The sequence below is a fragment of the Burkholderia sp. IMCC1007 genome (assembly GCF_027257875.1).
Lineage (GTDB): Bacteria > Pseudomonadota > Gammaproteobacteria > Burkholderiales > Burkholderiaceae > Burkholderia.
The window spans coordinates 96,486-120,915 of the sequence record NZ_JAPVQY010000004.1 but is presented as its reverse complement, the minus strand read 5'-3'; the positions used below and the strand labels follow the sequence as shown (position 1 = coordinate 120,915).

The 24,430-nt window shown below is 69.0% G+C and carries 23 protein-coding genes; 10 read left to right on the top strand and 13 right to left on the bottom strand.

Going from position 1 to position 24,430, the window contains the following annotated elements; genetic code table 11:
- Positions 1-43: 43 nt before the first annotated feature.
- Complete coding sequence (locus O1Q03_RS06075) at positions 44-2,071, top strand: 3-hydroxybutyrate oligomer hydrolase family protein (protein ID WP_269502199.1); 2,028 nt, start codon at positions 44-46, stop codon at positions 2,069-2,071.
- A 59-nt stretch (positions 2,072-2,130) separates the two neighbouring features.
- On the opposite strand, the gene O1Q03_RS06070 is transcribed toward O1Q03_RS06075, so the two are convergent.
- From O1Q03_RS06070 to O1Q03_RS06060, 3 genes are read right to left on the bottom strand one after another with little or no spacing between them, the layout of a single operon-like run.
- A complete protein-coding gene (locus tag O1Q03_RS06070) occupies positions 2,131-3,207 on the bottom strand; it encodes a LacI family DNA-binding transcriptional regulator (RefSeq protein WP_269502197.1) in 1,077 nt (358 codons plus the stop codon).
- 31 nt (positions 3,208-3,238) lie between these two features.
- Positions 3,239-3,685, bottom strand: a complete 447-nt coding sequence (locus O1Q03_RS06065; RefSeq protein WP_269502195.1) for a MaoC family dehydratase — start codon at positions 3,683-3,685, stop codon at positions 3,239-3,241.
- Positions 3,682-4,113, bottom strand: coding sequence for an acyl-CoA thioesterase (locus O1Q03_RS06060; protein WP_269502194.1), 432 nt, complete (start codon positions 4,111-4,113; stop codon positions 3,682-3,684). The genes O1Q03_RS06065 and O1Q03_RS06060 overlap by 4 nt, the downstream gene beginning before the upstream one ends.
- 209 nt (positions 4,114-4,322) lie before the next feature.
- Between O1Q03_RS06060 and O1Q03_RS06055 the strand changes: the two genes are divergently transcribed.
- The 8 genes from O1Q03_RS06055 to O1Q03_RS06020 all read left to right on the top strand — a co-directional run bounded on the left by O1Q03_RS06055 (position 4,323) and on the right by O1Q03_RS06020 (position 13,718).
- Positions 4,323-6,395, top strand: coding sequence for an acetate--CoA ligase family protein (locus O1Q03_RS06055; protein ID WP_269502193.1), 2,073 nt, complete (start codon positions 4,323-4,325; stop codon positions 6,393-6,395).
- Positions 6,392-7,213, top strand: coding sequence for an enoyl-CoA hydratase/isomerase family protein (locus O1Q03_RS06050; RefSeq protein WP_269502192.1), 822 nt, complete (start codon positions 6,392-6,394; stop codon positions 7,211-7,213). Before O1Q03_RS06055 ends, O1Q03_RS06050 begins: the two co-directional genes overlap by 4 nt.
- Positions 7,214-7,250: 37 nt before the next feature.
- Positions 7,251-8,342 (top strand): ABC transporter ATP-binding protein, encoded by a 1,092-nt coding sequence (locus O1Q03_RS06045; protein ID WP_269502191.1) that lies wholly within the window; start codon positions 7,251-7,253, stop codon positions 8,340-8,342.
- 27 nt (positions 8,343-8,369) lie between these two features.
- A complete protein-coding gene (locus tag O1Q03_RS06040; RefSeq protein ID WP_269502190.1) occupies positions 8,370-9,446 on the top strand; it encodes an ABC transporter substrate-binding protein in 1,077 nt (358 codons plus the stop codon).
- 44 nt (positions 9,447-9,490) lie between these two features.
- On the top strand, positions 9,491-10,348 hold the full coding sequence (locus O1Q03_RS06035) for an ABC transporter permease (protein WP_269502189.1): 858 nt from the start codon (positions 9,491-9,493) through the stop codon (positions 10,346-10,348).
- Positions 10,345-11,148: an ABC transporter permease gene (locus O1Q03_RS06030; protein WP_269502188.1), complete on the top strand. Its 804-nt coding sequence runs from the start codon at positions 10,345-10,347 to the stop codon at positions 11,146-11,148. The genes O1Q03_RS06035 and O1Q03_RS06030 overlap by 4 nt, the downstream gene beginning before the upstream one ends.
- 13 nt (positions 11,149-11,161) lie before the next feature.
- Positions 11,162-12,451: an NAD(P)/FAD-dependent oxidoreductase gene (locus O1Q03_RS06025; RefSeq protein ID WP_269502187.1), complete on the top strand. Its 1,290-nt coding sequence runs from the start codon at positions 11,162-11,164 to the stop codon at positions 12,449-12,451.
- A 127-nt stretch (positions 12,452-12,578) separates the two neighbouring features.
- The gene (locus O1Q03_RS06020; protein WP_269502186.1) at positions 12,579-13,718 is read left to right on the top strand and encodes a porin; all 1,140 of its coding nucleotides are present in this window, start codon (positions 12,579-12,581) and stop codon (positions 13,716-13,718) included.
- A 160-nt stretch (positions 13,719-13,878) separates the two neighbouring features.
- On the opposite strand, the gene O1Q03_RS06015 is transcribed toward O1Q03_RS06020, so the two are convergent.
- The 9 genes from O1Q03_RS06015 to O1Q03_RS05975 all read right to left on the bottom strand — a co-directional run bounded on the left by O1Q03_RS06015 (position 13,879) and on the right by O1Q03_RS05975 (position 22,193).
- A complete protein-coding gene (locus O1Q03_RS06015) occupies positions 13,879-14,235 on the bottom strand; it encodes a RidA family protein (RefSeq protein ID WP_269502185.1) in 357 nt (118 codons plus the stop codon).
- Between the two features lie 41 nt (positions 14,236-14,276).
- Positions 14,277-15,437, bottom strand: a complete 1,161-nt coding sequence (locus tag O1Q03_RS06010) for an NAD(P)/FAD-dependent oxidoreductase (RefSeq protein ID WP_269502184.1) — start codon at positions 15,435-15,437, stop codon at positions 14,277-14,279.
- Positions 15,430-16,836 carry an NAD(P)/FAD-dependent oxidoreductase gene (locus tag O1Q03_RS06005; RefSeq protein ID WP_269502183.1) on the bottom strand — a complete coding sequence of 469 codons (1,407 nt, stop codon included), beginning with the start codon at positions 16,834-16,836 and terminating at the stop codon, positions 15,430-15,432. The genes O1Q03_RS06010 and O1Q03_RS06005 overlap by 8 nt, the downstream gene beginning before the upstream one ends.
- A complete protein-coding gene (locus O1Q03_RS06000; protein ID WP_269502182.1) occupies positions 16,826-17,188 on the bottom strand; it encodes a (2Fe-2S)-binding protein in 363 nt (120 codons plus the stop codon). The genes O1Q03_RS06005 and O1Q03_RS06000 overlap by 11 nt, the downstream gene beginning before the upstream one ends.
- 15 nt (positions 17,189-17,203) lie before the next feature.
- Positions 17,204-18,361, bottom strand: coding sequence for an NAD(P)/FAD-dependent oxidoreductase (locus O1Q03_RS05995; protein WP_269502180.1), 1,158 nt, complete (start codon positions 18,359-18,361; stop codon positions 17,204-17,206).
- Entirely contained in the window at positions 18,358-19,155 is a 798-nt protein-coding gene (locus O1Q03_RS05990) for an ABC transporter permease (RefSeq protein ID WP_269502179.1), read from the bottom strand. The genes O1Q03_RS05995 and O1Q03_RS05990 overlap by 4 nt, the downstream gene beginning before the upstream one ends.
- 12 nt (positions 19,156-19,167) lie before the next feature.
- Positions 19,168-20,040 carry an ABC transporter permease gene (locus O1Q03_RS05985; RefSeq protein WP_269502178.1) on the bottom strand — a complete coding sequence of 291 codons (873 nt, stop codon included), beginning with the start codon at positions 20,038-20,040 and terminating at the stop codon, positions 19,168-19,170.
- Positions 20,027-21,097 carry an ABC transporter ATP-binding protein gene (locus O1Q03_RS05980; protein ID WP_269502177.1) on the bottom strand — a complete coding sequence of 357 codons (1,071 nt, stop codon included), beginning with the start codon at positions 21,095-21,097 and terminating at the stop codon, positions 20,027-20,029. Before O1Q03_RS05980 ends, O1Q03_RS05985 begins: the two co-directional genes overlap by 14 nt.
- Before the next feature lie 67 nt (positions 21,098-21,164).
- Positions 21,165-22,193: an ABC transporter substrate-binding protein gene (locus O1Q03_RS05975; protein WP_269502365.1), complete on the bottom strand. Its 1,029-nt coding sequence runs from the start codon at positions 22,191-22,193 to the stop codon at positions 21,165-21,167.
- A 216-nt stretch (positions 22,194-22,409) separates the two neighbouring features.
- Between O1Q03_RS05975 and O1Q03_RS05970 the strand changes: the two genes are divergently transcribed.
- Entirely contained in the window at positions 22,410-23,330 is a 921-nt protein-coding gene (locus O1Q03_RS05970; protein WP_269502176.1) for a LysR substrate-binding domain-containing protein, read from the top strand.
- Positions 23,331-23,377: 47 nt separating this feature from the next.
- Here the strand turns inward: O1Q03_RS05970 and O1Q03_RS05965 are convergent, their stop codons facing one another.
- Positions 23,378-24,409 (bottom strand): LacI family DNA-binding transcriptional regulator, encoded by a 1,032-nt coding sequence (locus tag O1Q03_RS05965; protein ID WP_269502175.1) that lies wholly within the window; start codon positions 24,407-24,409, stop codon positions 23,378-23,380.
- Positions 24,410-24,430 lie beyond the last annotated feature (21 nt).

Below are 24,430 nucleotides of genomic sequence, written 5' to 3'. Positions count from 1 at the left end.
CTCTCCCGACGAAATGAAACCAGTCAACATGAATCGATACCGGATGGCTCACCCGCATGGCGTGCGGCTCGCGCTGTCTGTCGCCGCGAGCCTCGTCGCAGGCCATGCGTGGAGCGCGCCGTCGCCGCTTCCGGCCGATGTGCATGTCGTGCAACGCACGGTCTACGACGGCGTGCACGACGACCTGATCACCGGCGGCGTCGGCATGGCGGCGATCCTGTCCGGCAAGCCGGCGCCGGCCTTCGACGATCCGCTGCAGCCGTCGCCGGCCGAGCTGCGTCGCGCGGTATTGCGCAAGGCCGGCAATCCGGCCAACGGCTTCGGCCGGCTCTATGGACCGAACGTGAATCCGGCGACGGGCCAGACCTATGCCGACGACGGCAAGCTGGCCGGCGACGAAACGATCGCATACGCGCAGGACCGGGACGGCAACAACGCGGGCCTGCTGCTGCAGGTGCCCGCGACGTTCGATCCGGCCGCGGCATGCCTGGTGGTGATCGCGACGCCCGGCAGCCAGAACTACTGGAACGACATGCTGCGCGCCGGCTACTGGGGGCTGCGGCGCGGCTGCGCGCTCGCGTGGACCGACAAGGGCACGGGCGCGAGCATCCAGGATCTCGACAGCGGCACCACGGTCGCGCAGGACGGCACGACGACCCGGCCGCGCGACGGCGTGCGGCTCGACGTGACGCGCGATCGTCCCGATGTCGCGGCGTTCGCAAAAGCGTATCCGCATCGCATCGCGTTCAAGTGGGCCAACGCCGGGTGGAACCAGGAAGCCGACTGGGGCCGCGCGGTGCTGAAGGCGGCCGCATTCGGGCTGGCCGAGTTGGAAGCGCGCACGTGGCCGCAACACGCGCCGCTGCAGCGCAAGGACATCACCGTGATCGCATCGGGCTTCTCGAACGGCGGCGGCGCGGTGTTGCGCGCGGCGGAGCAGGATGCCGGCCATCTGCTCGACGGCGTCGTCGCGCTGGCGCCGCAGATCTATGTGCGCGCCAATCCCGACGTCGCGATCGACGATCGCGGGCGCACCTGGTACGGGTCCGCGCGCAGCAGCTACGACTTCCTGTCGTACCAGAACGTGTACGGCGCATGCGCGGCGCTGGCCGTGCCGAACGATCCGCAGGCGGCGAAGCTGCCGTTCGCTGCGAACCGCTGCGCGTCGCTCGCGGACAAGGGCCTGCTGCATGGCACGAGCGTCGACGCGCAGGCGCGCGAAGCGCTCGACAAGCTGCATCGCTACGGATTCCTGGACGACGTGGACGTCGCGACCGCGGCGTCGGCGCTCGACAACCAGGGCGTGCTCGGCCAGGCGAGCCAGTTCGGCCGCTTCCGCGTGACCGACCATCTGTGCAACCTGAGCTTCGCGGCCACCGATGCGGACGGCGTGCCGGTTGCCGCGAGCGCGGAATTGCTCGCGCAGCGCTTCGCGCGATTCCCGGGCGGCACGCCGGACGGTGCGCACGTCAGTCTCGTCAACGACGACGATCCACGCGGGCCGCACAAGGACGACCGTTCCGTGTCGCGCTCGAGCGGGCGCAACGACTACGATCTCGACGCGGCGCTGTGCCTGCGCAAGCTGTTCACGGACGAGCACCCGGCGTCGGCGCGCGTGCGCGCGGGCATCGAGGCGCTGGCCGCGAGCGCACGCCTGAACGGCACGCCCGCGATCATCGTGCACGGGCGCAGCGACGACGTCGAAGGCCCGAACTTCGGCAGCCGCCCGTATGCGGCGACCGCATCGCTGAACGAGCCGGGGCGCGATTCGCTGCGTTACATGGAGATCGTCGGCGGGATGCACGGGGAGGGGCTGATTTCGTCGCCGGGCTTCGACGTGCGCGCGGTGCCGGTGTCGGTGTACCAGATCCGCGCGCTCGACGCGATGTACGCGCACCTGAAGTCCGGCAAGCGCTTGCCGGACAGCCAGGTCGTGCACACGACGCCGCGCACCGGCACGCCGGGCAACGCGGCGCCGACCACGGCCGAGTCGCTGCCGCCGTTCCAGGATCGCGCGCGCGATGCCGACCGCATCGTGATTCGCGACGGCGTGATGAAGATCCCGTCATGAACGCGCCGCGCCGCCCGCATGCCGCGTATCGGCGCAGGCGGGCGGCGGCGCGCGCCGGGTCAGGGGCGTGGGTCGTGCGGCAACGGCGGCGCGTCCGTATCGCGGCTCGCCTTCAGGCGCACCGTGCGGCGCAGGATCAGGCGCCCGGGCTCGAGATGGAACACCGGGTCCATGCCGGGGGCGGCGAGGTTCTGCTGCAGGATCTGCAGGCTCGCTTCCACCATGCGCGAGCGCTGCTGGCGCACGGTCGTCAGTTCGACGCCGGACCAGCTCGCCATCGGAATGTCGTCGAAGCCGATCAGCGACACGTCGTCCGGCACGCGCAGCCCGAGATCGAGCCGCAGGCCATCCAGCGCGCCGATGGCCATGATGTCGTTCGCACAGAAGATCGCGTCGGGCCGCTCGCCCTGCAGCACGAGCCGCTTGACGGCTTCGCGGCCGCTCTCGTACGTATAGTCGCCGTGCTCGACCGCCGGCATCGGCAGGTCGAGCGCGCGCAATTGCTGCCTGAACCCTTCGAGGCGATCGCGGTTGGTCGACGTGTCCTCGACGCCGGAGATGAAGCCGAACGTGCGGTGCCCGGTATTGGCGAGCAGCGTCGCGACCGCGCGGCCGCCTTCGACGTTGTCGCACACCACCGCGTTCAGGTCGTTGCCGTCGACATAGCGGTTGAACAGCACGACCGGCAGGTTCGCGTCCCGGCACTCGGCGATCGCCTGCGACGACAGCACGGCGGCCACGACGATCACGCCGTCGACGCGATACTGCAGCACCTTGCGGATCACCGAATCGAAGTTCTCGCGCGGGCCGATCGTAAACAGCAGCAATTGCTGGCCGCTTGCCTGCAGTGCCTGGCTGAACAGCCCGAGCACTTCCCAGTAGAACGGGTTGTCCATCGATGCGACGACGATCGCGATCAGCCCCGAGCGCTGCGTGATGAGGCTGCGCGCGAGCACGTTCGGCCGATAGCCGAGCGCGGCCGCCGCGTCGCGAACCTTGATGCGCGTTTCCTCCGAGACCGAAGCATGATCCGCGAGCGCACGCGAGACCGTCGATTGTGAAACGCCGGCCAGCCGCGCGACGTCCTGGGACGTCGCCAGCGGCCGGCGACTGCTTTCGGTTTTCGTGCTCTTCACGGATACAGGCGCCCTGTCGAGGAAACCGAGATTATAGGGGTTCGGCACGCGACTGCACCCGCAGCACGGCCTCGCCGCGCAGCACCTCGGCGTCGCCGCACCGGCAGGTCGTGTCGAGGAACACGCGCTTTTTCTCGGGCTCGAGGCGCGCGATCCGCACCTCGGCCGTGACGGTGTCGCCGGGCCGGACCGGCCCGCGAAACTCGAGCATCTGCCGGATATAGATGTTGCCCGGCCCGGGCAGGCGCGTGCCGATCACGGCCGACACCAGGCCGCCCGTCAGCATCCCGTGCGCGATGCGGCCGCCGAAGCGCGTCTTCGACGCCCATGCGTCGTCGAGATGGATCGGGTTGTCGTCGCCGGTGAGTGCGGCGAACGCTTCGATATCCGCGCTCGACACGACCCGCGTGATCGCGGCCGACATGCCGACCTGAAGGTCTTCGAAGTAGTAGCCGGTGCCGGAATTCGTCGTATTCATTGGTCGCTTGCCTCCATCGATTCGCTGTGCATGGCCGCGAGGCGTTCCCGGACCGCATCGGGTACGCGCTCGGAGCGCTGCTCCGCATAGTTGAAAAACACGTACGTGCATTCGCCCGCCGCGCACAGCACGTCGCGCTGGAACGCAGCTTCGCTGACGACGATGCTCTTGTTGCCGAGCCGCGATACCCACGTCGCGATCCGCACGTCGTCGTGCAGGTAGATCTGCCGGTGGAAGCGCACCTGCATCGACACGACCGCGAGGCGCCAGTCGTCGAACGCGAGGGTGGGCGACACCGCGCGGAAGAATTCGCGGCGCCCGGCCTCGAACCACACCGGCAGGGTCGTGTTGTTGATGTGGCCGCAGCCGTCCGTCTCGGAGACGCGCGGCGTGAGCCATGTGGATACGGCATTCGACGGGATGTGCATCGGAATCCTCCAGGTTCGGTTTTCTCATCACTGCATACGCTTTGCTCATTACTGCATACGTATGCATCGCTCGTCAACAAGGGTATGTGCGTCCTTGTACGTGAAAATTCGTTGTCGGACTATACGCACCGATGTCACGACTTTTCTTCGACAACCAGATGCGTGCGTTTATGAATACGTATGCACACAAACCGGTGAACGGGTGAGGAATGCTGAAGGCGGATCTCGGAAAACTGCTCAAACCCACAAGCATCGCGGTGATCGGCGCAAGCCCGAAGCCGGGGAACATGGGAACCCGGATCGTTGCCGCACTGCGGCAATCCGGCTACGAAGGTTCGGTGTACGCGGTCCATCCGCGTGCGGAGCCGGTGCCGGGCGCGCAGTCGTTCGCGCGCGTGTCGGAGATTCCGGGCGGCGCGCAATTCGCGGCGCTCTGCATTCCTGACCATGCGCTCGCGCCGTCGCTGGAGTCGCTGGCGGCGGACGGCGTCGGCGGCTTCTTCATTCCGTCGCGGGCGTACGACCGCGAGCAGGCATCGCAACACGCGATTCCCGACCGGCTCGCCGCGATCGCACGAGCCGGCGGGCTCGCGATCTGCGGTCACAACTGCATGGGCTTCGTGAACGTCCGCGCGAAGCTGACGATGACGTTCAGCGTGCCGGCGATGGATGCGGCGCCCGGTGGCGTGTGCATCGTGTCGCAAAGCGGCTCGACGTGGTCGGGCATCGTGGGCAGCCAGCGCGATCTCGCGTTCGACACCGTCGTGTCGGCAGGCGGCGAAATCGCGACGGGCATTGCGGATTACGTCGAGTACTTCCTCGCGCAACCAGAAACCCGCGTGATCGGCCTCGTGGTCGAGACGATTCGCGAGCCCGAGCGGTTCATCGGCGTGCTCGAGCAGGCCGCGCAGCGCGGTGTGCCGGTGGTCGGCCTGTTCCTCGGGCTCAGCGATGCGGGGGCACGCTTCACGGCCGCGCATTCGGGCGGGCTGTCGAGCCCGACGCACGTGCTCGAAGCGATCTCGCGCCAGCACGGGCTGATCGTCGCGAAGCATCTCGACGAGTTCCTCGACTGCATCGAGGTGTTCCGCACGCCGCGCGTGCCGGGCGGCAGCCACGCGGCGATCGTCAGCGACTCGGGCGGCGAGCGCCAGCTGATCGCGGACGTCGCGACGCGCGCCGGCCTGCGCCTCGCCGCGTTCCGGCCCGCAACCGCGAAGGCGCTGGCCGACGTGCTCGACCCCGGCATGGTGGTCGGCAATCCGATCGACTGCTACGGCGACGGCGAGCTGCTGATGGCCGAAACCGGCACGATCGCCGCGCAGGACGACGAAGTCGGGCTCGTCGCGGTCGGCACGAACCTGGTTCACGGGCGCAAGTTCCTCGACGATACGTCCGACGCGTGTATCGCGATCGCGGCAGCAACCGACAAGCCGGTCGTGGTGTTCGGCAACATCAGCACGACGGTGTCGCGCGACGGCGCGCGCCGCCTGCGCGCGCGCGGCATCCCGGTGCTGATGGGCACCGAGACGGCTTGCCAGGCAACGGCCCGCTTCCTCGCGTGGCATGCACGGCGCCGTGCCGATCATGCAGCCGCCGCGCAGGCGAGCGCCGCGACCGAGGTGCCGGCGTGGCCGATCGCGATGCTGGCGTCGCCGAAGCCGGAGACGACGTTCTCGCTGCTGGCCGACCTCGGCCTGCCGATCGCGCCGTTCGCGGTGGCCGACGATGTGGCGGGCGCGCTGCGCGAGGCCGCCGCACTCGGTTACCCGGTCGTGCTGAAGACGGCCAACCCGGCGATCGAGCACAAGACGGAAATGGGCGGTGTGCGGGTCAACCTGCGCGACGAGGACGAACTGCGGCGCGCATATGACGACGTCGCCGGTCGCTGCGGCCCGCGCGTGATGCTGCAGCCGTTCACGCCGGCCGATTTCGAGCTCATCGTCGGCATGTATCGCGATCCGCGCTTCGGTGCGGTGCTGACCGTCGGGCTCGGCGGCATCTTCACCGAAATCCTGAAGGACAGCGTATCGCTGCTGCCGCCGGTCGGCCGCGCCGATCTCGAAGCGGCGCTCGCGACGCTGCGCGGCCGCGCGGTGCTCGACGGCGCACGCGGCAAGCCGGGCGTATCGATCGACGCGCTGTATCGCGTCGTCAGCACGGTCGCGGCGCTCGCGGTGCGCAATCCGCGCATCACGGGCCTCGACCTCAATCCGATCATCGTCCGCGACGGCCGCATGACGGCCGTGGACGCCCTCATCACGGTGGAGCAGACGCAATGAACTACACGACCCTGAAGGTTTCCCGGCAGGACGGCATCGGCTACCTGACGTTCGCGCGACCGGAGATCCACAACGCGATCTCGGTCGAATTGATGACGGAGTCGATGGACGCGCTCGCACGGCTCGCGGACGACGACGCGGTGCGCGTGATCGTGGTGTCCGGCGAAGGCAAGTCGTTCTGCTCGGGCTTCGACCTGAAGCAGAGCGTGCAGCGCGCGACCAAGGGCGTGGCCGGCTGGCGCGCGCGCTATCGGCAGAACTTCGAGTTCATGATGAGCTTCTGGGATTGTCCGAAGCCGACGATCGCATCGATCCACGGCCATTGCCTGGCCGGCGGGTTCGAGCTGTCGCTCGCATGCGACATCTCGATCGCGGCGCAAAGCACGCGCTTCGGCATGCCCGAGGCGAAGTTCGGATCGTCGAGCGTGCTGCTGATGCTGCCGTGGCTCGCCGGCCCGAAGCTCGCGAAGGAAATCCTGATGTGCGGCATCGAGGGCTTCGGCGCCGAGCAGGCGAAGGACGCGCGCATCGTCAACCACGTCGTGCCGGATGCGCAGCGCGAAGCGTTCACGCGCGACCTCGCGCTGCAGATCGTCAGCTCGTCGCCGCATTCGGTCACGTACTTCAAGCAGGCGATCAACCGGACCTTCGACACGATGGGCATGCGCACCGCGCTCGAAGCGGCGCTCGACGCGGGGATCATGGTCGAGGCCGAAGAGAACCCGGAAACGGCCGAGTTCTCGCGCATCCGCAAGGAACACGGGCTGAAGGCCGCGATCGAGTGGCGCAAGTCCCGCTCGGCGGTCGCGGGTTCGTGATGGTCGTCGGTCTTCTTCATACGTCGGGAGGGCGCTCGTGACTACCAGCGGTGCACATATCGAATTTCGTGGCGTGCAGAAACGCTACGGGACCATGACGGCCGTCGAGCATTTCGATGCCGTGATCGAACCGGGCAGTTTCGTCACGCTGCTCGGCTCGAGCGGCTCCGGCAAGACGACGCTGCTCAACATGCTGGCGGGCTTCATCGAACCGACCGCGGGCGACATCCTGCTCGACGGCAAGTCGATCGTGTCGCTCGCGCCGGAAGCGCGCAACATCGGGATGGTGTTCCAGAACTACTCGCTGTTTCCGCACATGAACGTCGCGCAGAACGTGGCGTTTCCGCTGACGATGCGCAAGGTCCGCAAGTCCGAGACCGAGCGGATGGTCGCCGATGCGCTGGCGGCGGTGCAGCTGTCGTCGCTCGCGCGGCGCATGCCGCGCGAGTTGTCGGGCGGCCAGCAGCAGCGCGTGGCGGTGGCGCGCGCGATCTCGTTCGGCCCGCGCGTGCTGTTGATGGACGAGCCGCTCGGCGCGCTCGACCTGAAGCTGCGCGAGGCGTTGCAGTTCGAGATCAAGCGGATCCAGCGCAGCACGGGCAGCACGGTGGTCTACGTGACGCACGATCAGTCGGAGGCGATGTCGATGTCCGACGAGATCATCATCCTGAGCGAAGGCCGGCTCGTGCAGCGCGGCTCGCCGAAGGACGTCTACGACCAGCCCGTCAACGCGTTCGTCGCGACCTTCGTCGGGCAAAGCAATACGGCGGCCGCGCGCCGGCGCGGCATGGTGCTCGGCGTGCCCGACTGGGGCGTCGAGATCGCGGCGGACGGGCTGCGCGGCGCGCGCGACTGCGCGTCGCCCGCGGTCGCGCTGCGGCCCGAGAAGATCCGGCTGTCGGCGCCCGATCAGCCGACGACCGACGCGGAAGTGTCGGCCGCCGCGACGATCGAGAACGTGCAGATGTTCGGCAACAACCTGATGGTCCACCTGCGGCTGGCGTCCGGCAAGCTGCTGCTGGCCCAGCAATTCCGCACCACGGCGTCCGAGCGCGACAACCTGTTCGTGATCGGCGCGGCCGTGCGCGCCCGCTTCAACGTCGAGGACCTGCTGGTCCTGAACGACTGACGAACCACGAAAAGGAGGAGACGGATCATGTTGATGAAACGCTATGCAATCCTGACTGCCATCGTCGCGGCCGGCGCCGCGTGGCATCCCGCCCACGCGCAGTCGGACAACGTGGTGGTGCGCGCGTCCGGCGGCGGCACCTTCGGCGAGGCGCTGCGCCGCATTTGCGACGAGCCGTTCACGAAGGCGACCGGCATCGTGATCCAGCCGGCGAACACGGACGATTCCACGGCGGAGATTCGCGCGCAGATGCTGACCCGCAACGTGATCTGGGACATCTCGAACACGTCGGCGGACACCATCTTCGCGGCGGCGAAGAACGGCTGGCTCGAGAAACTCGACTGGAGCAAGATCGACCCGGACAACAAGCTGCCCGCGCTGGCGCGCAACCCGTACGGCGTCGGGATCAACTCGTATTCCGAAACGATGGTCGTGCGCACCGACAAGCTGCCGCCCGGCAAGACGATGGGCTCGTGGGCCGACTTCTGGGACCTGAAGACCTTCCCCGGCCCGCGCAGCCTGCACGACACGCCGGTCAAGAACCTCGAGTTCGCGCTGATCGCCGACGGTGTCGCGCCGGCGGACGTCTACAAGACGCTGGCGACGAAGGAGGGCGTCGATCGCGCGCTGAAGAAGATGGATCAGATCAAGCCGAGCATCGCCGTGTGGTGGACCTCGGGCCAGCAGCCGCTGCAATTGCTCGCGAGCGGCGAGGTCTATTACGCGACCGCGTGGAACGGCCGCGTCCCGCCGCTGCAGAAGGAAGGCGTGCCGGTGCGGATCGTGTGGAACGGCGGCGCCCTGATGGTGGGTTTTCACTCGATCCTGAAGGGCGCGAAGCATACCGACGGCGCGTACCGCTGGCTGAAGTGGTGCTGGACGGATCCGCAGCGCGGGGCCGACATGACCAAGGCGCTGCCGTATCCGGGCTTCGCGCCGGGGCTGATGGAGCGCCTGCCGAAGAACCTGCAGTCGGAGCTGCCGACCTATCCGGACAACCTGAAGGTGCAGTTCCAGTTCAACGGCGAATTCTGGGCCGACAACCTGCCGCGGATCCAGCGCGCGTGGGATCGCTGGCGCCTGAAGGGCAATGCGGGCGCGTAAGCGCAGGCGGGATTCCGTGTCGAGAATGAGAGGCGAGTACTGATATGGCGACTATCGATCGTGGGCGGCGACTGGGTCTGATCATCCCGTCCAAGCTGCTGCTGGCGGTGTTCTTCCTGATCCCGGTGTGCGAAGTGCTGCGCTGGAGCCTGGCGGACGACCAGGGCAACGGCTTCACGCTGGCCAACTTCCAGGATTTCCTCGGCACCGACACCTATGTGTTGCTGACGATGCGCACGCTGCTGGTGGCGGCCGTCGTGGCGCTCGCGTGCCTGGTGCTGGGTTACCTGATCGCACTGCAGATCTACCGGCTCGGGCCGCGCATGCGCACCTGGACACTGATGGCGATCATCACGCCGATGTGGCTGAGCGTGCTCGTGCGGACCTACGCGTGGATGGTGGTGATCGGCCGCGACGGGTTGGTCAACCGGTTGCTGCTCGAGATCGGCGTGCTCGACCATCCGCTGAAGATGCTGTTCACGCGCGGCGCCGTGTACGTGACGATGACGCAGATCCTGCTGCCGATCGTCGTGCTGAGCAGCTTCAGCGCGATGACGTCGGTCGACCCGACCCTCGTGCGTGCCGCCCGCATCATGGGCGCCGGCCGGCTGACGGCGTTCCTGCGCGTGTTCGTGCCGCTGACCGCCGCCGGCGCGATCAACGGCGCCGCACTCGTGTTCGTCCTGTGTCTCGGCTTCTTCGTGACGCCCGCGCTCGTCGGCGGGCCGAACGACAGCCTCGTCGCGAACGTGATCAGCACGCAGGTGGTGCAGACGCTGGAATGGAACGGCGCGGCCGTGCTGTCCATCTTCCTGATCGGCACCGCGCTGGTGGTGATGGCGCCGATCCTCGGCGTGACGCGCCGCATGTTGCCGAAGAGCTATGAAGGAGGTCGCAAGTGAGGGCATTGCGCATCGACGTTCCGGGCTTGCTCGGACGCATTTTTCTCGGGATCGCGATCCTGTTCCTGCTGTTTCCGGTGTTCATCACGTTCGGGATTTCGTTCAGCAGCAGCGAGTTCCTGACCTTTCCGCCGGCCGACATCTCGCTGCGCTGGTACCGGTACGTGCTCGCGCATCGCAGCTGGACCCAGGCGACGCTGCTGAGCCTGTGGATCGCCGTCTGCTCGACGCTGATCGCGATCACGGCAGGCACGCTCGCCGCGATCGCGATCGTGCGCCGTCCGTCGTTCCTGACGAAGACGGTGTCGATCGTGTCGTTCGGCCCGCAGCTGGTGCCGCAGATCATCCTCGCGCTCGGCATCCTGCTGCTGGTCGGCAAGCTCGGCGTGTACGGGCAGGCGTGGGTGCTGGTGCTCGCCCACGCGACGATGGCGCTGCCGCTCGTGGTGATCATCGTCGCGTCCGCCGTCAAGCAGACCGGCGACTCGCTCGAGCGCGCGGCGCGCATTCTCGGCGCGAACCCGACGCAGGCGTTCTGGCGCGTGACGTTGCCGGCGATCCGGCCGGCCGTGCTGTCGTCGGCGGTGTTCGCGTTCTTCGTGTCGTTCGACGACCTGATCGTCGCGCTGTTCATCATGGGCGGCCGCCAGACGCTGCCGATGATGATCTGGGCGAACCTGCGCTACGAGCTTACGCCGGCGCTGACGGCCGTTGCGTCCGCACTCATCGTGTTCACCTTCGCGTGCGTCATTCCCGCCGAATACTACCGGCGCGGTCGCATGCTCAACGCGGCGAAATAAGGAGCGCACGGACATGGGCAACCCGAAACGGGCGGACGTCGTGATCGTCGGCGGCGGCATCGTCGGCTGTTCGACCGCGCTGTGGCTGGCCGAGCGCGGCGCGAAGGTGGTGGTGCTCGAACGCGGGCAGGTGGCGTCCGAGCAGTCGAGCCGCGCATGGGGCTTCGTGCGCCAGCAGGGCCGGCACGCGGCGGAAATCCCGCTCGCGCAGGAGGCCAACCGGATCTGGCATCACCTGACCGAGCGGCTCGGCGCGGCCGCGACGGAGTTCGACGTGGCCGGCATCCTGATGGTGGCCGAAACGGACGAGGACGTCGCGCGCGTGAGCGCCGGCGTCGCCGATGCGGCCGCGCACGGGCTCGACGCGCGGCGCGTCGGCGCCGACGAGATCCGCGTGCTGGTGCCGCAACTGCAGGGCCGCTGGCGCGCGGGGCTCCATACGCCCGGCGACGCGTATGCGGAACCGGCCGTCGCGTCGCGCTCGATCGCGCGCGAGGCGGCCCGGCTCGGCGTCGAGATCGTCGAACACGCGCCCGTGCATGGGCTGAAGACGGTCAACGGTCGCGTCGTCGGCGTCACGACCGGCGACGGCGACATCGACGGCGGCGCGGTGCTGCTGGCGGCCGGCATCGGCACCGCGCACCTCGCGCGCCAGGCCGGCATCGATCTGCCGATCCAGGCGATCCGCTCGTCGGTCGGGCGCACGTCGCCGGCGGGCGTGTTCACGCGGATCGCCGTCTGGGGCCCGCAGGTCGCGTACCGGCCGCGCCGCGACGGCTCGTTCGTGATCGGCAACGGCTATCGCGGCCAGGGCGCCGACTACGACCTGTCGATCGAATCGCTGCGCGGGCTGCGGCACTTCCTGCCGGCCTATCGCGAGAACTGGCGCCAACTGCGGCTGTCGCTCGGCCGCGAATTCATCGATGCGCTGCGACGCGCGGCGCGCCGCGACGGCGCCGTGCTGCCGTTGCCCGAACCGCGCGTGAACGAGCGCAAGGTCGCGAGCAACTTCGCGCACTTTCGCGCGCTGTTCCCGCATCTCGACCGGATCGCGCTGCAAACGAGCTGGGCAGGCCGGATCGATCTGACGCCGGACGTGATCCCGATCATCGATCGTCCCGATCCGGCGCAGAACCTGTTCGTCGCGGCCGGTTTCAGCGGTCACGGCTTCGCGCTCGGCCCGGCGGTTGGCGTGCAGATGGCGCAATGGATCGGCGACGGCCGGCCGTCGCTCGATCTCGCGGCGTTCCGCGCCGATCGCTTCATGCAGGGCCGGCACGCGCGGGCCGCGCACGCGCTTTGACGCCGCGGCGGGCGCGGCGGCGCTCGCCGTCCCGGCCGCTCGGCGCCGTACCCGGCGTCTGACGGCGTTTTCAGCAGGGCAGTGGGTATCTACAACTATCGACCTTAGTGGTTTGGAGTCCATATCTATGAAGAAGAAAGTGCTCGCGGCATCCATCGTGGCGACGTTCGGCGTGGCCGCTCATGCCCAGAGCGTCGTGACGCTCTACGGCATCATCGACGAAGGCATCGACTACACCAACAACGTGGGCGGCAGCAAGGTCGTCGAGCTGCAAAGCGGCGTCACGTCGGGCAGCCGGTTCGGGCTGAAGGGCGCCGAGGATCTCGGCGGCGGCCTGAAGGCGGTGTTCCAGCTCGAGAACGGCTACAACGTCAACACCGGCAAGCTCGGCCAGGGCGGGCTGATGTTCGGCCGCCAGGCGTACGTCGGCCTGAGCAGCGCGCAGTACGGCACCGTCACGCTCGGCCGCCAGTACGACGCGGTCGTCAGCTTTCTCGCGCCGACCACGGCCAACGGAAACTGGGGCGGATCGTTGTTCACGCACCCGTACGACAACGACAACACCGACAACTCGTTCCGCGTGAACAACACCGTCAAGTACATGAGTCCGGCGTTCTCCGGGTTCCAGTTCGGCGGCACCTACAGTTTCTCGAACGACACCAACTTCGCGAACAACCGGCAGTACAGCGTCGGCGCGTCCTACACGAACGGCGGGCTGCTGCTCGGCGCAGCTTACCTGCAGGCGAACAATCCGTCGACGACCGATTCGGGCGCGATCAGCAACGGCGGCGACAAGAACTTCGTCGCGGGCCGGCTGCGGATCTTCGGTGCGGGCGTGAACTACACGTTCGGCAAGGCGACGGTCGGCTTCGCGTACACCAACACGAACGCGTCGCGACCGACGAGCCTGAACCATGTCGGCACGTTCGCGTCGGGCACGCTGTCGAACCTGCGCTTCCAGAACTTCGAGGTCAACGGCAAGTACCAGTTCACGCCGGCGTTCTTCGTCGGCGCGATGTACACGTACACGCGCACGACGTTCGACGCGACGAGCGGCACGCTGCATCCGACCTTCCAGATGGCCGGGCTGATGGGCGACTACTTCCTGTCGAAGCGCACCGATCTTTACGTGCAGGCCGGCTATCAGCACGCGGGCGGCGACAAGACCGGCACGGGGCTCGACGTCGCGTATGTGCCCGGCGCGGCCGGCTCGTCGTCGACCGCGAACCAGGTCGTGCTGCGCGCGGCGATTCGTCACCGGTTCTGATCCGGCGGCACCGTGCGGCGATGGCGCCGCGCGGTGCACGGTACGCGGTACGCAGCCGGCATCCGGAACGGCATGCCGGCAAGCAAAACGGGCTCGCGTTCGATCACGCGAGCCCGTTGTCTTGCAACGATGCGCCGCAGCCGAGCGGCGCGGCCGGCCGTCAGCGTTGCGCGGCCACCACCGCGATCTCGACCAGCAGATGCGGGGCCGCAAGCTTCGCTTCGACCGTCGCGCGTGCCGGTGCGTGGCCCGCCGGCACCCACGCATCCCACACGTCGTTCATGCCGGCGAAGTCGCGCGTGATGTCGGCGAGCCACACTTGCGCGGACACGATGCGCGTTTTGTCGATGCCGGCCTGCTCGAGAAAACCGTCGATCTTTTCCAGCACTTTCGCGGTCTGCACCTTGATGTCGGGTGTCGAATCCGCGGACGTCTGGCCGCCGATGAATACGAGGCCGGCGGCCTTGACGACGCGGCTCATGCGCGCGTTGGTTTCGATGCGGATGATATCGGACATGATGACAAGCACTCCTTCGCCATGACGGCAGGTGGAAAAATTCAGTGCGACGAACGGGCCGCGGCGCGCGCGCCGTCGAAGCGATCGATCGCGAACGCGTCGAGCGGCACGGTTGCGGCGCCGTCGAGCATCAGTTCGGCAACGAGCTGCCCGCAGCCGGGGCCGAGCTGGAAACCGCTGCCGCAATAGCCGAACGAGTAGTAGAGCCCGTGCGCGTTGCGGCTCGCGCCGATCACCGGCAGCGCATCGGCGGTGAACGCTTCGATGCCGGCCCACGCGCGATTGATGCCGATGTCGCGCAAGTGCGGAAACAGGTCGACGACGGTTCGCGCGCTGCGCGCGAGCCGCATGAAGTCGACTTCGCCGTGCCGCGCCCGCAGGTCGGCGTGACCGATCAGCTTGCCGCCGATCACGACCGTCCCGTTGTCGAACTGCTTGAACGACAGCGGCCGCCCGGTCGCGCCGAGCGTCGTGCGGCAGAACGGCGCGACACGCTGCGTGACCATCAGCATCAAGCCCTCGGGATGCAGCGGCACCGGCTCGCCGGCCTGGCGCGCGAGCTCGCCCGACCATGCACCGGCCGCGACCAGCAGCCGGTCGGCCGCGAACGCGCCGCGCGGCGTATGGGCGACCCAGCGCGCGCCGAGCGTGTCGATGCGGGTGACCGGCGTGGCCTCGTGAAAGCGCGCGCCATGCCGTTGCGCGGCGGCGCGGAATGCGGTCGTCGTGCGAAACGGCAGCGCGTAGCCGTCTTGCTCGACCCAGATGCCGCCCGTCACGTGCCGCGCCAGCGCGGGTTCGAGTTCCCGCACGCGGTCGCGATCGATCAGCGTTTCGTGCGTGAAGCCGTGCGCCTGCAGCAGCGCGACACGGGCGCGACATTCGTCGAGCTCGGCTTCGGTTTCGGCGATCCTGAGCTGTCCCGACGGCACGAAGCCGCCGGTGTCGCCGATCAGCTCGGGCAGCGCGTGCCAGCGCTCGCGCGACAGGAGCGCGAGCGGGATTTCGGGCAGCGGCCGGCCGAGCGTGCGCACGCCGCCCGCGTTCACGCCGGACGCATGGCGCGCGACGTAAGCGGCTTCGAGCAGGATCACGCTGGCGCCGCGCCGCGCGAGATGGAATGCGCTGCTCGCGCCGTGCAGCCCGCCGCCGATCACGATCGCATCGGCTTCGTGCCGCACGCGCGCGCGATACTCACTCACCGGCGAGCTCCGCGAGCGTGATCGGCTTGATCGGCGGCCGGATCCGGTAGTAGCCGACCGCGTCGGGCGCGACCTTGCGGGCATCGGCGATCACTTCGGTGACGGTCAGCCCGCACATGCGACCCTGGCACGGCCCCATCCCGCAGCGGCCGAACGACTTCGCCTGGTTCGGCCCGGCACAGCCGAGCGCGACGAAGCCGCGCAACTCGCCGGCCGTGACTTCCTCGCAGCGGCAGACGATCGTGTCGTCGGCGGGAATGCGGTTCGCGTCGCGCGGGCGGTAGAGGCTGTCGAGAAACGGACGGATCCGCATCACCCGCGCCAGCGCGTCGCGATGCGCGGCGGCTTCGCGCTCGCGTGCGGCGTCGCCGAGCGCGCCGAGCTGCGCGGCCACCGCGAGCGCCGCGAGCGTGCCCTGCTGCGCGGCGGCCAGTGCGCCGCCGATGCCCGCACCGTCGCCGGCGACGAAGATGCCCGGCACGTCGAGCTCGCCCCACGCATCGACCTGCGGCGTGAAGCACAGTTGCGCGGCGTCCCAGCGATGGGTCGCGCGCAGTGCGTGGGTGAACTGCGTGTTCGGCACGACGCCCTGATGCAGCAGGATCACGTCGGCATCGATGCGCTGCGCGCGGCCTTGCACGGTGAACGTGAGCGCGCTGGCGCGCGGTTCGCCGTCCGGGCCCTGGCGGCTCTCGATCGCGAGCTGGTCGGCGCCTTCGAGGATCGGCACGTTCGCTTCGCGCAGCGCGCGGATCATCTGCAAGCCCTTGCCGAGAAACGGCCACGCACGCAGCGCCGACAGCAGATGCCGTTTCGCGCGCCAGCGGTCTTCGTGCCGCGTGGTGTCGACCAGCGCGCGAATCGGCACGCCGGCGCGCACGTACTGCCAGCCGAGCAGGTACAGAAGCGGCCCGCAGCCGGCCAGCACGGGCGGCGTGGCCGGCACTTCGCCGGCGCTCTTCAGCAGGATCTGCGCGGCACCCGCCGTGAGCACGCCCGGCAGCGTCCAGCCCGGAATCGGAAACGGCCGTTCGAGCGCACCGCTCGCGAGAATCACGCGCCGCGCATCGAAGCTGCCGACCTGGCCGTCGCGCAGGTAGTGCACCTGGCGCTCGCGCGTGACCTGCCAGACCGTCGCCTGCTTCAGATGGCGCGCACCGGAGCGCACGAACGCATCGGCGAGGGCGGCGCCGGCCGCGTAGTCGGGGCCGAGGATGTCCTTGCGGCGCGTATCGGCGCGCTCGATCGCACGGTAGATCTGCCCGCCGACGGCGTCCTGCTCGTCGATCAGCACGACCGACAGGCCCGCGCGCGCGGCGCGCGTCGCGGCGCTCATGCCGGCGGGGCCGGCGCCGACCACCACGACGTCGACGGTTTCGGACGTGAATTCAGCGGCCATCGGCATTCTCCAGTGACGGGGTGGCGGTCGGCGTGTCGGGCGCAAGCTCGCGCGCGCCTTCCTGCGTGCGGATCCGCATTCCGTCACGCACGTCGACCATGCAGCTCTGGCGCGCGGGCACGCCGTCGATCTCGACGAGGCACTCGAAGCACGCACCCATCATGCAGTAGGGCGCACGCGGCGCACCCGATACCGGCGTCGCGCGAAACCGCGACACGCCGGCGGCGAGCAGCGCGGCGGCCACGCTGACGCCGGCCGGCACGCGCAGCCGCGTGTCGTTGAAGCGGATCTCGACGGTCGCGCCGGCGGCCTCGAGCGGCTTGAACAGGGAAGGGGACGATTGGGCGGTCATGGGCAGCGGGCAAGGTCAGTAGGCAGGCGCCGGACGCACGGCGCCGGTGAACGCGGCGGGCGCGTCGGGAAAGCGGCGGGCCGACAGCGCGGGCAATTCGTCGGGCAGCGGCGCGCCGGTGATCCACGGCGCGATGCGCAGCGCGTGCGCGGCGGCCAGCGTCACGCCGCTATGGCACGTGACGACGAACGCGCCCGGATGCTCGGGCGATTCGTCGTAGACCGGAAAGCCGTCGGGGCTGTACACGCGCAGCGCCGCCCACATGCGGACGAGCCGCACGTGCTGCAGCATCGGGAAGGCGCGCACGCCGCGCCGCGCGATGTCGGCGAGCACCGGCGTGGTCGTGAAGTCGTTGAAGCCGACTTCCTCCATCGAATCGCCGAATTGCACGGTGCCTTCGTCGGTCTGCCGCACGTTGATGGTCGGGTAGTGGAGGAACGGGGCGACGCGCTCGCTCACGAGCACCTGGCCGCGATTCGGCGCGACCGGCGCATACAGGCCGACCTGGGGCGCGAGCGCGCGGTTGCCGAGACCGGCGGCGAGCACGACGCGGGCCGCGCGGAACGTGCCGGCCGCGCTGTCGACCGCGAAGCCGCCGCGCTCGGCGTGCACCCGATGCGCGCGCGCGCCGGTGACGACGCGCACGCCGCGGTGCTGCATCGCCGTGTGCAGCGCACGCAGTAGCTTCAGCGGGTTCACGTGGCCGTCCATCGGCGTGTAGCTCGCGCCGACCACGGCCGGCCCGACACCGGGCAACCGTTCGCGCAGTTCTCGATGATCGAGCAGCTCGAACGGGTAGTCGCCGAGTTCGGCCTGCAGCGTCGCGAGCCGCGTGCGGCGTTCGGCGAGCTCGTCGTCCGAGAGGCACAGATGAAAGCCGCCGGGCTGGCGCAGCGCGACGTCGATGCCGCTGTCCTCCAGCAGGCTCGCGGCGAGCCCGGGCCAGCGCACGGCCGAGCTGCGCGACCAGCGCGCGTACGGCGTCCGGTCGTGGCCCTTGCCCTGGATCCAGACCAGGCCGAAATTGCCGCGCGACGCGCGAAAGCCGCCGTCGTCCTCGTCGAGCACGGTGACGCGCGCGCCGTCGCGGGCGAGCCCGTAGGCGACCGCGGCGCCGACCAGGCCGCCGCCGATCACGAGCACGTCAGCGCTCGCGGCTGTGGGTTGGGTCATCGGGTTTCTCCGATCAGGATGCGATCGAGCCCGACCATCCGGTCGAGCAGCATCATCAGCAGGACCGTGCCGACGATCAGCACCGCCGACACCGACGTGACGAGCGGATCGATGGTCTGCGCGATCTGGTTGTACATGGCGACGGGCAGCGTGGTCGTGCCGGGCGTCGCGACGAAGATGGTCATGGTGAGCTCGTCGAAGCTCTGGATGAACGACAGCACCCAGCCGCCCGCGACGCCGGTGCGGATCATCGGCAGCACGACGCGGCGAAACGCGGTGAAGCGGCTCGCGCCGCACGACAGCGCGGCGCGCTCGGCGTCGCGATCGAGGCCGACCGCCGACGACAGCGCGAGGCGCAGCGCATACGGCAGCACGATCACGACGTGCGCGGCGACCAGCGCCCAGAACGAGCCGCTCAGGTGCAGCAGCGACAGGAAGCGCAGGAACGCGATGCCGAGCACGACGGCGGGGATCATCATCGGCGACAGGAAAAAGCTCGTCAGCGCGCCGCGCCCCGGAAAGCGGTAGCGTGCGATCGCGAGCGCGGCGGGCACCGCGAGCACGACGCCGAGGGTGGCGGCCGCGAACGCGAGCCGCACCGACAGCCAGAACGCGGACACGATGTCGTCGTTGTCGAGGATCGCGCGAAACCAGCGCAGCGATGCGCCGTCGAACGGCATCGAGATATAGCTCTTGTCGGTGAACGCGACCAGCATCACGGCGGCGAGCGGCGCGACGATGAACGCGATGAACAGCGCGTGAAACGAGAGGGCGGCAAGGCCGTTGCGTTGCATGGCGTCGCTCCGTCAGTCGAAGATGTGCTTGTAGCGGCGTTCGGCGAGGCGGCTGCAGCCCATCACGATCGCGACGTTGGCGATCAGCAGCAGCACCGCGATGCTCGCGCCGAGCGGCCAGTTCAGCGTGCCGAGGAATTCGTCGTACGCGGCGGTCGCGACCACCTTCAGGCGCCGTCCGCCGATCAGCGCGGGCGTCGCGAACGCGGATGCCGACAGCGCGAACACGATGATCGAGCCCGACAGCACGCCGGGCAGGATCTGCGGCAGGATCACTCGGCGGAACACGCGCCACGGCGACGCGCCGAGCGACAGCCCCGCCCATTCGACCTGCGGATCGAGCTTCTGCAGCGTGGCCCACACCGACATCACCATGAACGGCACCAGCACGTGGGTGAGCGCGATGATCATGCCGGTCATCGTGAACACGAGGCGGATCGGCTCGTCGGTGATGTGCAGCGCCTGCAGCGCACCGTTGAGCACGCCGTTGTTGCCGAGCAGGATCTGCCAGCCGAGCGTGCGCACGACCACCGAGATCAGCAGCGGGCCGAGCACGATCAGCAGGCACAGCGACTGCCACGGCTTGCGCATGCGGGCGAGCACGATCGTCTCGGGCACGCCGAGCACGATCGACAGCAGCGTGACGGCGGCGGCGAGGCCGGCCGTGCGCAGGAAGATCGTCAGATAGTAAGGATCGCGGACGACTTCGAGGTAGTTCCCGATGGTCCACCCCGGCCGGGTGCCCGCGAGATCGCTGAAGGTATGGAACGACAGCACCAGCGTGAGCAGCATCGGCGCGAGGAGCAGCGTCGCGAACAGCAGCAGCGCGGGCGCCGACAGGAGCCAGGGCGCGGCGCCGCCGCGCGCATCGTCAAGCGTGGCCATGCGCCGCCTCCCGCGTGAGCATCCGCAGATCGTCGTCGGTCCATGCGAGGCCGACTTCGCAGCCTTCGTCGGGCGGCGGTGCGCCGGTGTTCGCCTGCGTGACGTGCAGCTTGCCGAGCGCCGTGTCGACCACCAGCAGCCATTGATTGCCGACGAACACGCGTGTCGCCACGCGGCCGTGCAGCCGCGCATCGCCGTTCGCGAGCCGCATCTTCTCGGGACGGATATACACGTTGACCGCGCCGGCCATCTCGCGCCCCTCGTGCGGCACGTGCAGCGTCGTGCTCGCGACCGCGACTTCCGCGCAGCGCGGGTTGTGGCGCAGCACTTCGCCCGCGAGCGTGTTGGTGCGGCCGAGGAACGCCGACGCGAACGGCGTGGCCGGGTGCTCGTACGCATCGAACGGCGTGCTCAGCTGTGCGATCGCGCCGCGATGCATCACGGCGATGCGGTCGCTCATCGTCATCGCCTCGACCTGGTCGTGCGTGACGAGGATCGTCGTGATGCGCAGACGCTTCTGGATCGCGCGCAGCTCGATGTGCATTTCCTCGCGCAGCTTCGCGTCGAGGTTCGACATCGGTTCGTCGAGCAGCAGCAGCTCGGGCCGCATCGCGATGGCGCGCGCGATCGCCACGCGCTGGCGCTGGCCGCCCGACAGCTCTTTCGGGTAACGCGCATCGAGGCCGCTCAGGCGCACCAGCGCGAGCGCTTCCGCAATGCGCTCTTCGCGCTGCGCGCGCTTCATCTTGCGCATCTCGAGCCCGAAGCCGACGTTGCCGGCGACGGTCATGTGCGGAAACAGCGCGTAGCTCTGGAACACGACGCCGATGCCGCGCTTCTCCGGGCGTTCGTGCGTGATGTCGCGGCCGTCGAGCGTCACGCGCCCGCCGGACGGCGACACGAAGCCCGCGATCATCTGCAGCGTGGTCGTCTTGCCGCAGCCCGACGGCCCGAGCAGCGACAGGAACTCGCCGCGCTCGACCGACAGGTCGAGCTGCTCGACGGCCGCGAAGTCGCCGTAGCGTTTCGAAATGCGTTGCAGGGTCAGGAAGCTCATGTGTCGGAATCCTTGCTAAGCCGAAGCGGCGCGAACGGCCGCGAAGCGGCGCGCATGCGCGCCGCGCTCAACGTTCGACCGAACGGTTCCAGCGCTGGGTCCACTCGGCGCGCTGCTGGTTGATGGTCGTCCAGTCGACCGTCGTGAGCTTCGCGATCTGGTCGGGGCCGTACGGCACGCGCGCGGCGACCTCCGGCGCGAGCTTCACCGTCTTGTTGACGGGGCCGAGGCCGATCGCCTGCGCGTGCAGCGCCTGCACCTCCGGGCTCAGCAGGTACTGGATGAACTGCTGCGACAGTTGCGGCTGCGCATTCTCGGCGACCGCGCACGCGGCGACTTGCAGCGCGACCGCGCCTTCCTTCGGATACACGAACTTCAGCGGAAAGCCGGTGTTCTGCAGCGACACCGCGCGGCCGCTGCCGTACGGCGCGGCGATCACGTCGCCGGCCTGCATCAGGCCGTCCATCTCGCCGGGCGTCGGCGCCCACGACAGCACGTTCGGCGCGACCTGCTTCGTCATCGCGGCGAAACCCGGATCGATGCGCTTCTCGCCGCCGCCGCCGAGGCGCGCGAGCATCACGAGCGTGTGCAGCCCGTAGGTCACGGTGATCGGCGGCATCCCGAGCTTGCCCTTCAGGCGCGGATCCTCCAGCGACTTCCACGAATCGGGCGCGGGAATGCCGAGCTTCCTGAAAGCGTCCACGTTGTAACCGATGCCGGTCGCGACGAGGCCGAGGCCGACCGAGGTCGGGCCGAGGCGCGCGAGCGGGTAGAGATCCTTCATCACCGGCGCATCGTCGAGCTTCGCGCACAGGCCGAGCTGCATCGCCTGGTACATCGGGCCGTCGTCCATCACCGCGACGTTGATCTGCTGATGGCCCTTCTGCGCCTGCAGCTTCGCGAGCGTGTCGCTCGAATTGCCGGCCACGTAGACGATCTTCACGTTGTGCGCCTTCTCGAACGGCGGAATCACCTTCTGGCGATACAGCTGCTCGTTCGAGCCGCCGACGTTCGCGACGTACAGCGTCGGTTCGGCATGCGCGAGGGCGGCGGCGAGCAGCGCGAGCGCCGCGCCTGCGAGGTGGCGCGGCCGCATCGCGGCGCGGAACGGGGAGCGAAACGGGCGACGGCACAGCGTGTGATCCATGACGGCGATCTCCATTCGATTGTGGTGACAGGCGGCGTCGAAGTGCGCCAATGCCATGCAGTCTGGCTCGTGTGTTCCATGCCGTCCAATACGAATAAAATGCTTACCCATACCAAAATGTGATGGATTGGGGTAAGGCCCTACGGAGATCCACGGAGCGTCCCAATGAATCTGAAGCAGATCGAAGCATTTCGTGCGGTGATGGTCACGGGCTCGATGACGGCTGCCGCGAAATCGCTGTTCACCACGCAGCCCAACGTGAGCCGGCTGATCGCGCATCTCGAGCGCGACACGGGGCTCGAGCTGTTCGAACGCGCGGGCGTGCGGCTCGTGCCGACGAGCGAAGGCACCGCGTTCTTCCGCGAGGTGGAGCGCGCGTACGTCGGCCTGCAGGGGCTCGCGAACGCGGCCGAGGAGATCCGCAACCTGGGCAGCGGGCGGCTGCGCATCGCGGCGATGCCGGCGGTCGGCTACACGCTGGTGCCGCGCGCGATCAAGCGCTTCCAGGAGCAGTATCCGGGCGTGACGGTGTCGCTGCACGTCAATACATCGGGCACGGTCAATCACTGGACGGCATCGCAGTTCTGCGACGTCGGCGTCGCGGTGTACATCAGCGAAGCATCGAACTGCGAGGTCGAGCTGCTGTCGTCGGTCGCGGCGGTCTGCGTGATGCCGGCCGAGCATCGGCTCGCGAAAAAGCGCACGATCAAGCCGGCCGATCTCGCCGGCGAGTCGTTCATTTCGCTGTGTCAGGGCGACGGCATGCGCACGCTGATGGATGCGGTGTTCCAGCGCGCGGGCGTGGAGCGCAAGCTGGCGGTCGAGGCGCAATACACGGCGATCTGCTGCGAGATGGTGCGCTCGGGGATGGGCGTGACGCTCGCGCATCCGGTCGTCGCGCGCGATTTCTCGGGGCCGGATATCGCGATCCGGCCGTTCTCGCCGGCCGTGACGATTCCCACCTACCTGCTGTATCCGCCGCAGCGCTCGCGCGACCGGCTCGCTGCCGCGTTCGTGAAGCTGCTGGCCGACGAGCACGATGCGGCGCTCGGCGCGCCGTCCGGGCGCGCTCGCGCGCGCCGCTAGGCGGGTTCACGGGCGTTCAGCGGCGTTCGGCGCGTGTTCACGCATATTCAGGCCGATTCGGCCCCGCCGGTCGAGTCGCGGCGCACGAGCTGGATCGGCAGCACGTCGCGCGACGGCGGCCCGAGCCCGCCGGCGCGGATGCGTTCGACGAGGCGGCGCGCGGCGGTGCGCGCCATCGCCTCCACGGGCGGGCGGATCGACGTCAGCCCGACGAGCGGCGAGCCGGCGAGCGGCATGTCGTCGAAGCCGATGATCGACAACTGCCGCGGCACCGCGACGCCCTTGCGCTTCGCCGCCTCGAGCGCGCCGAGCGCGATCATGTCGTTGCCGGCGACGATCGCCGTGACCGGGTCCTGCTCGGCGAGCAGCGCCATCGTGCTCGCGTAGCCGACTTCGGTCGTGTAGTCCCCGTACAGCGTGACCACCGCTTCGGGCCCGAGCCCCACGCTCGCGAGCCAGTCGAGCGCGCCCTTCGTGCGGTCGCGGCTCGTCGACGTGTTCTGCGGCCCCATCAGCAGCCCGAAGCGGCGATGTCCGAACTGGTACAGGTGCTCGACCGCCACGGCGCCCGCATGCACGTTGTCGATCTCGACCGTATCCACCTTCACGTCGTCGATCGAGCGCACCACCAGCACGAGCGGAATGCCGCGGCGCTGCATCTCGGCGACGACCGGCGAGTCGAGCGTCGCGGTCGCGAAGATCAGCCCGTCGAGATAGCCGTCGATCAGCGGCCGGAACGCGAGCAGGTTTTCCGCATCGTTCATCGGATCGATCATCAGCGTGACCTGGTAGCCGAATTCGCCGAGCGCGTCGTACAGGTGCGTGAGCAGCAGCGTCATGAAGTGGTTGTGCAGCGCGCCGACCACCACGCCGATCAGCCGCGTCGCGGATTTCTTCGGCTTGCGGCCTTGCGACGGGATCCGGTAGCCGAGTTCGGCGGCGACCGTCTGCACCGCGCTGCGCGTGTCGCTGCTGATGGCGGGGTGACCGGCCAGCGCGCGCGACACCGTGGACACCGACACGCCCATGCGGGCCGCGACATCCGCGAGCTTGACCTGCGTTGCAATCTTTCGGGGCATGGTTTGCATTCTTTTGCATGA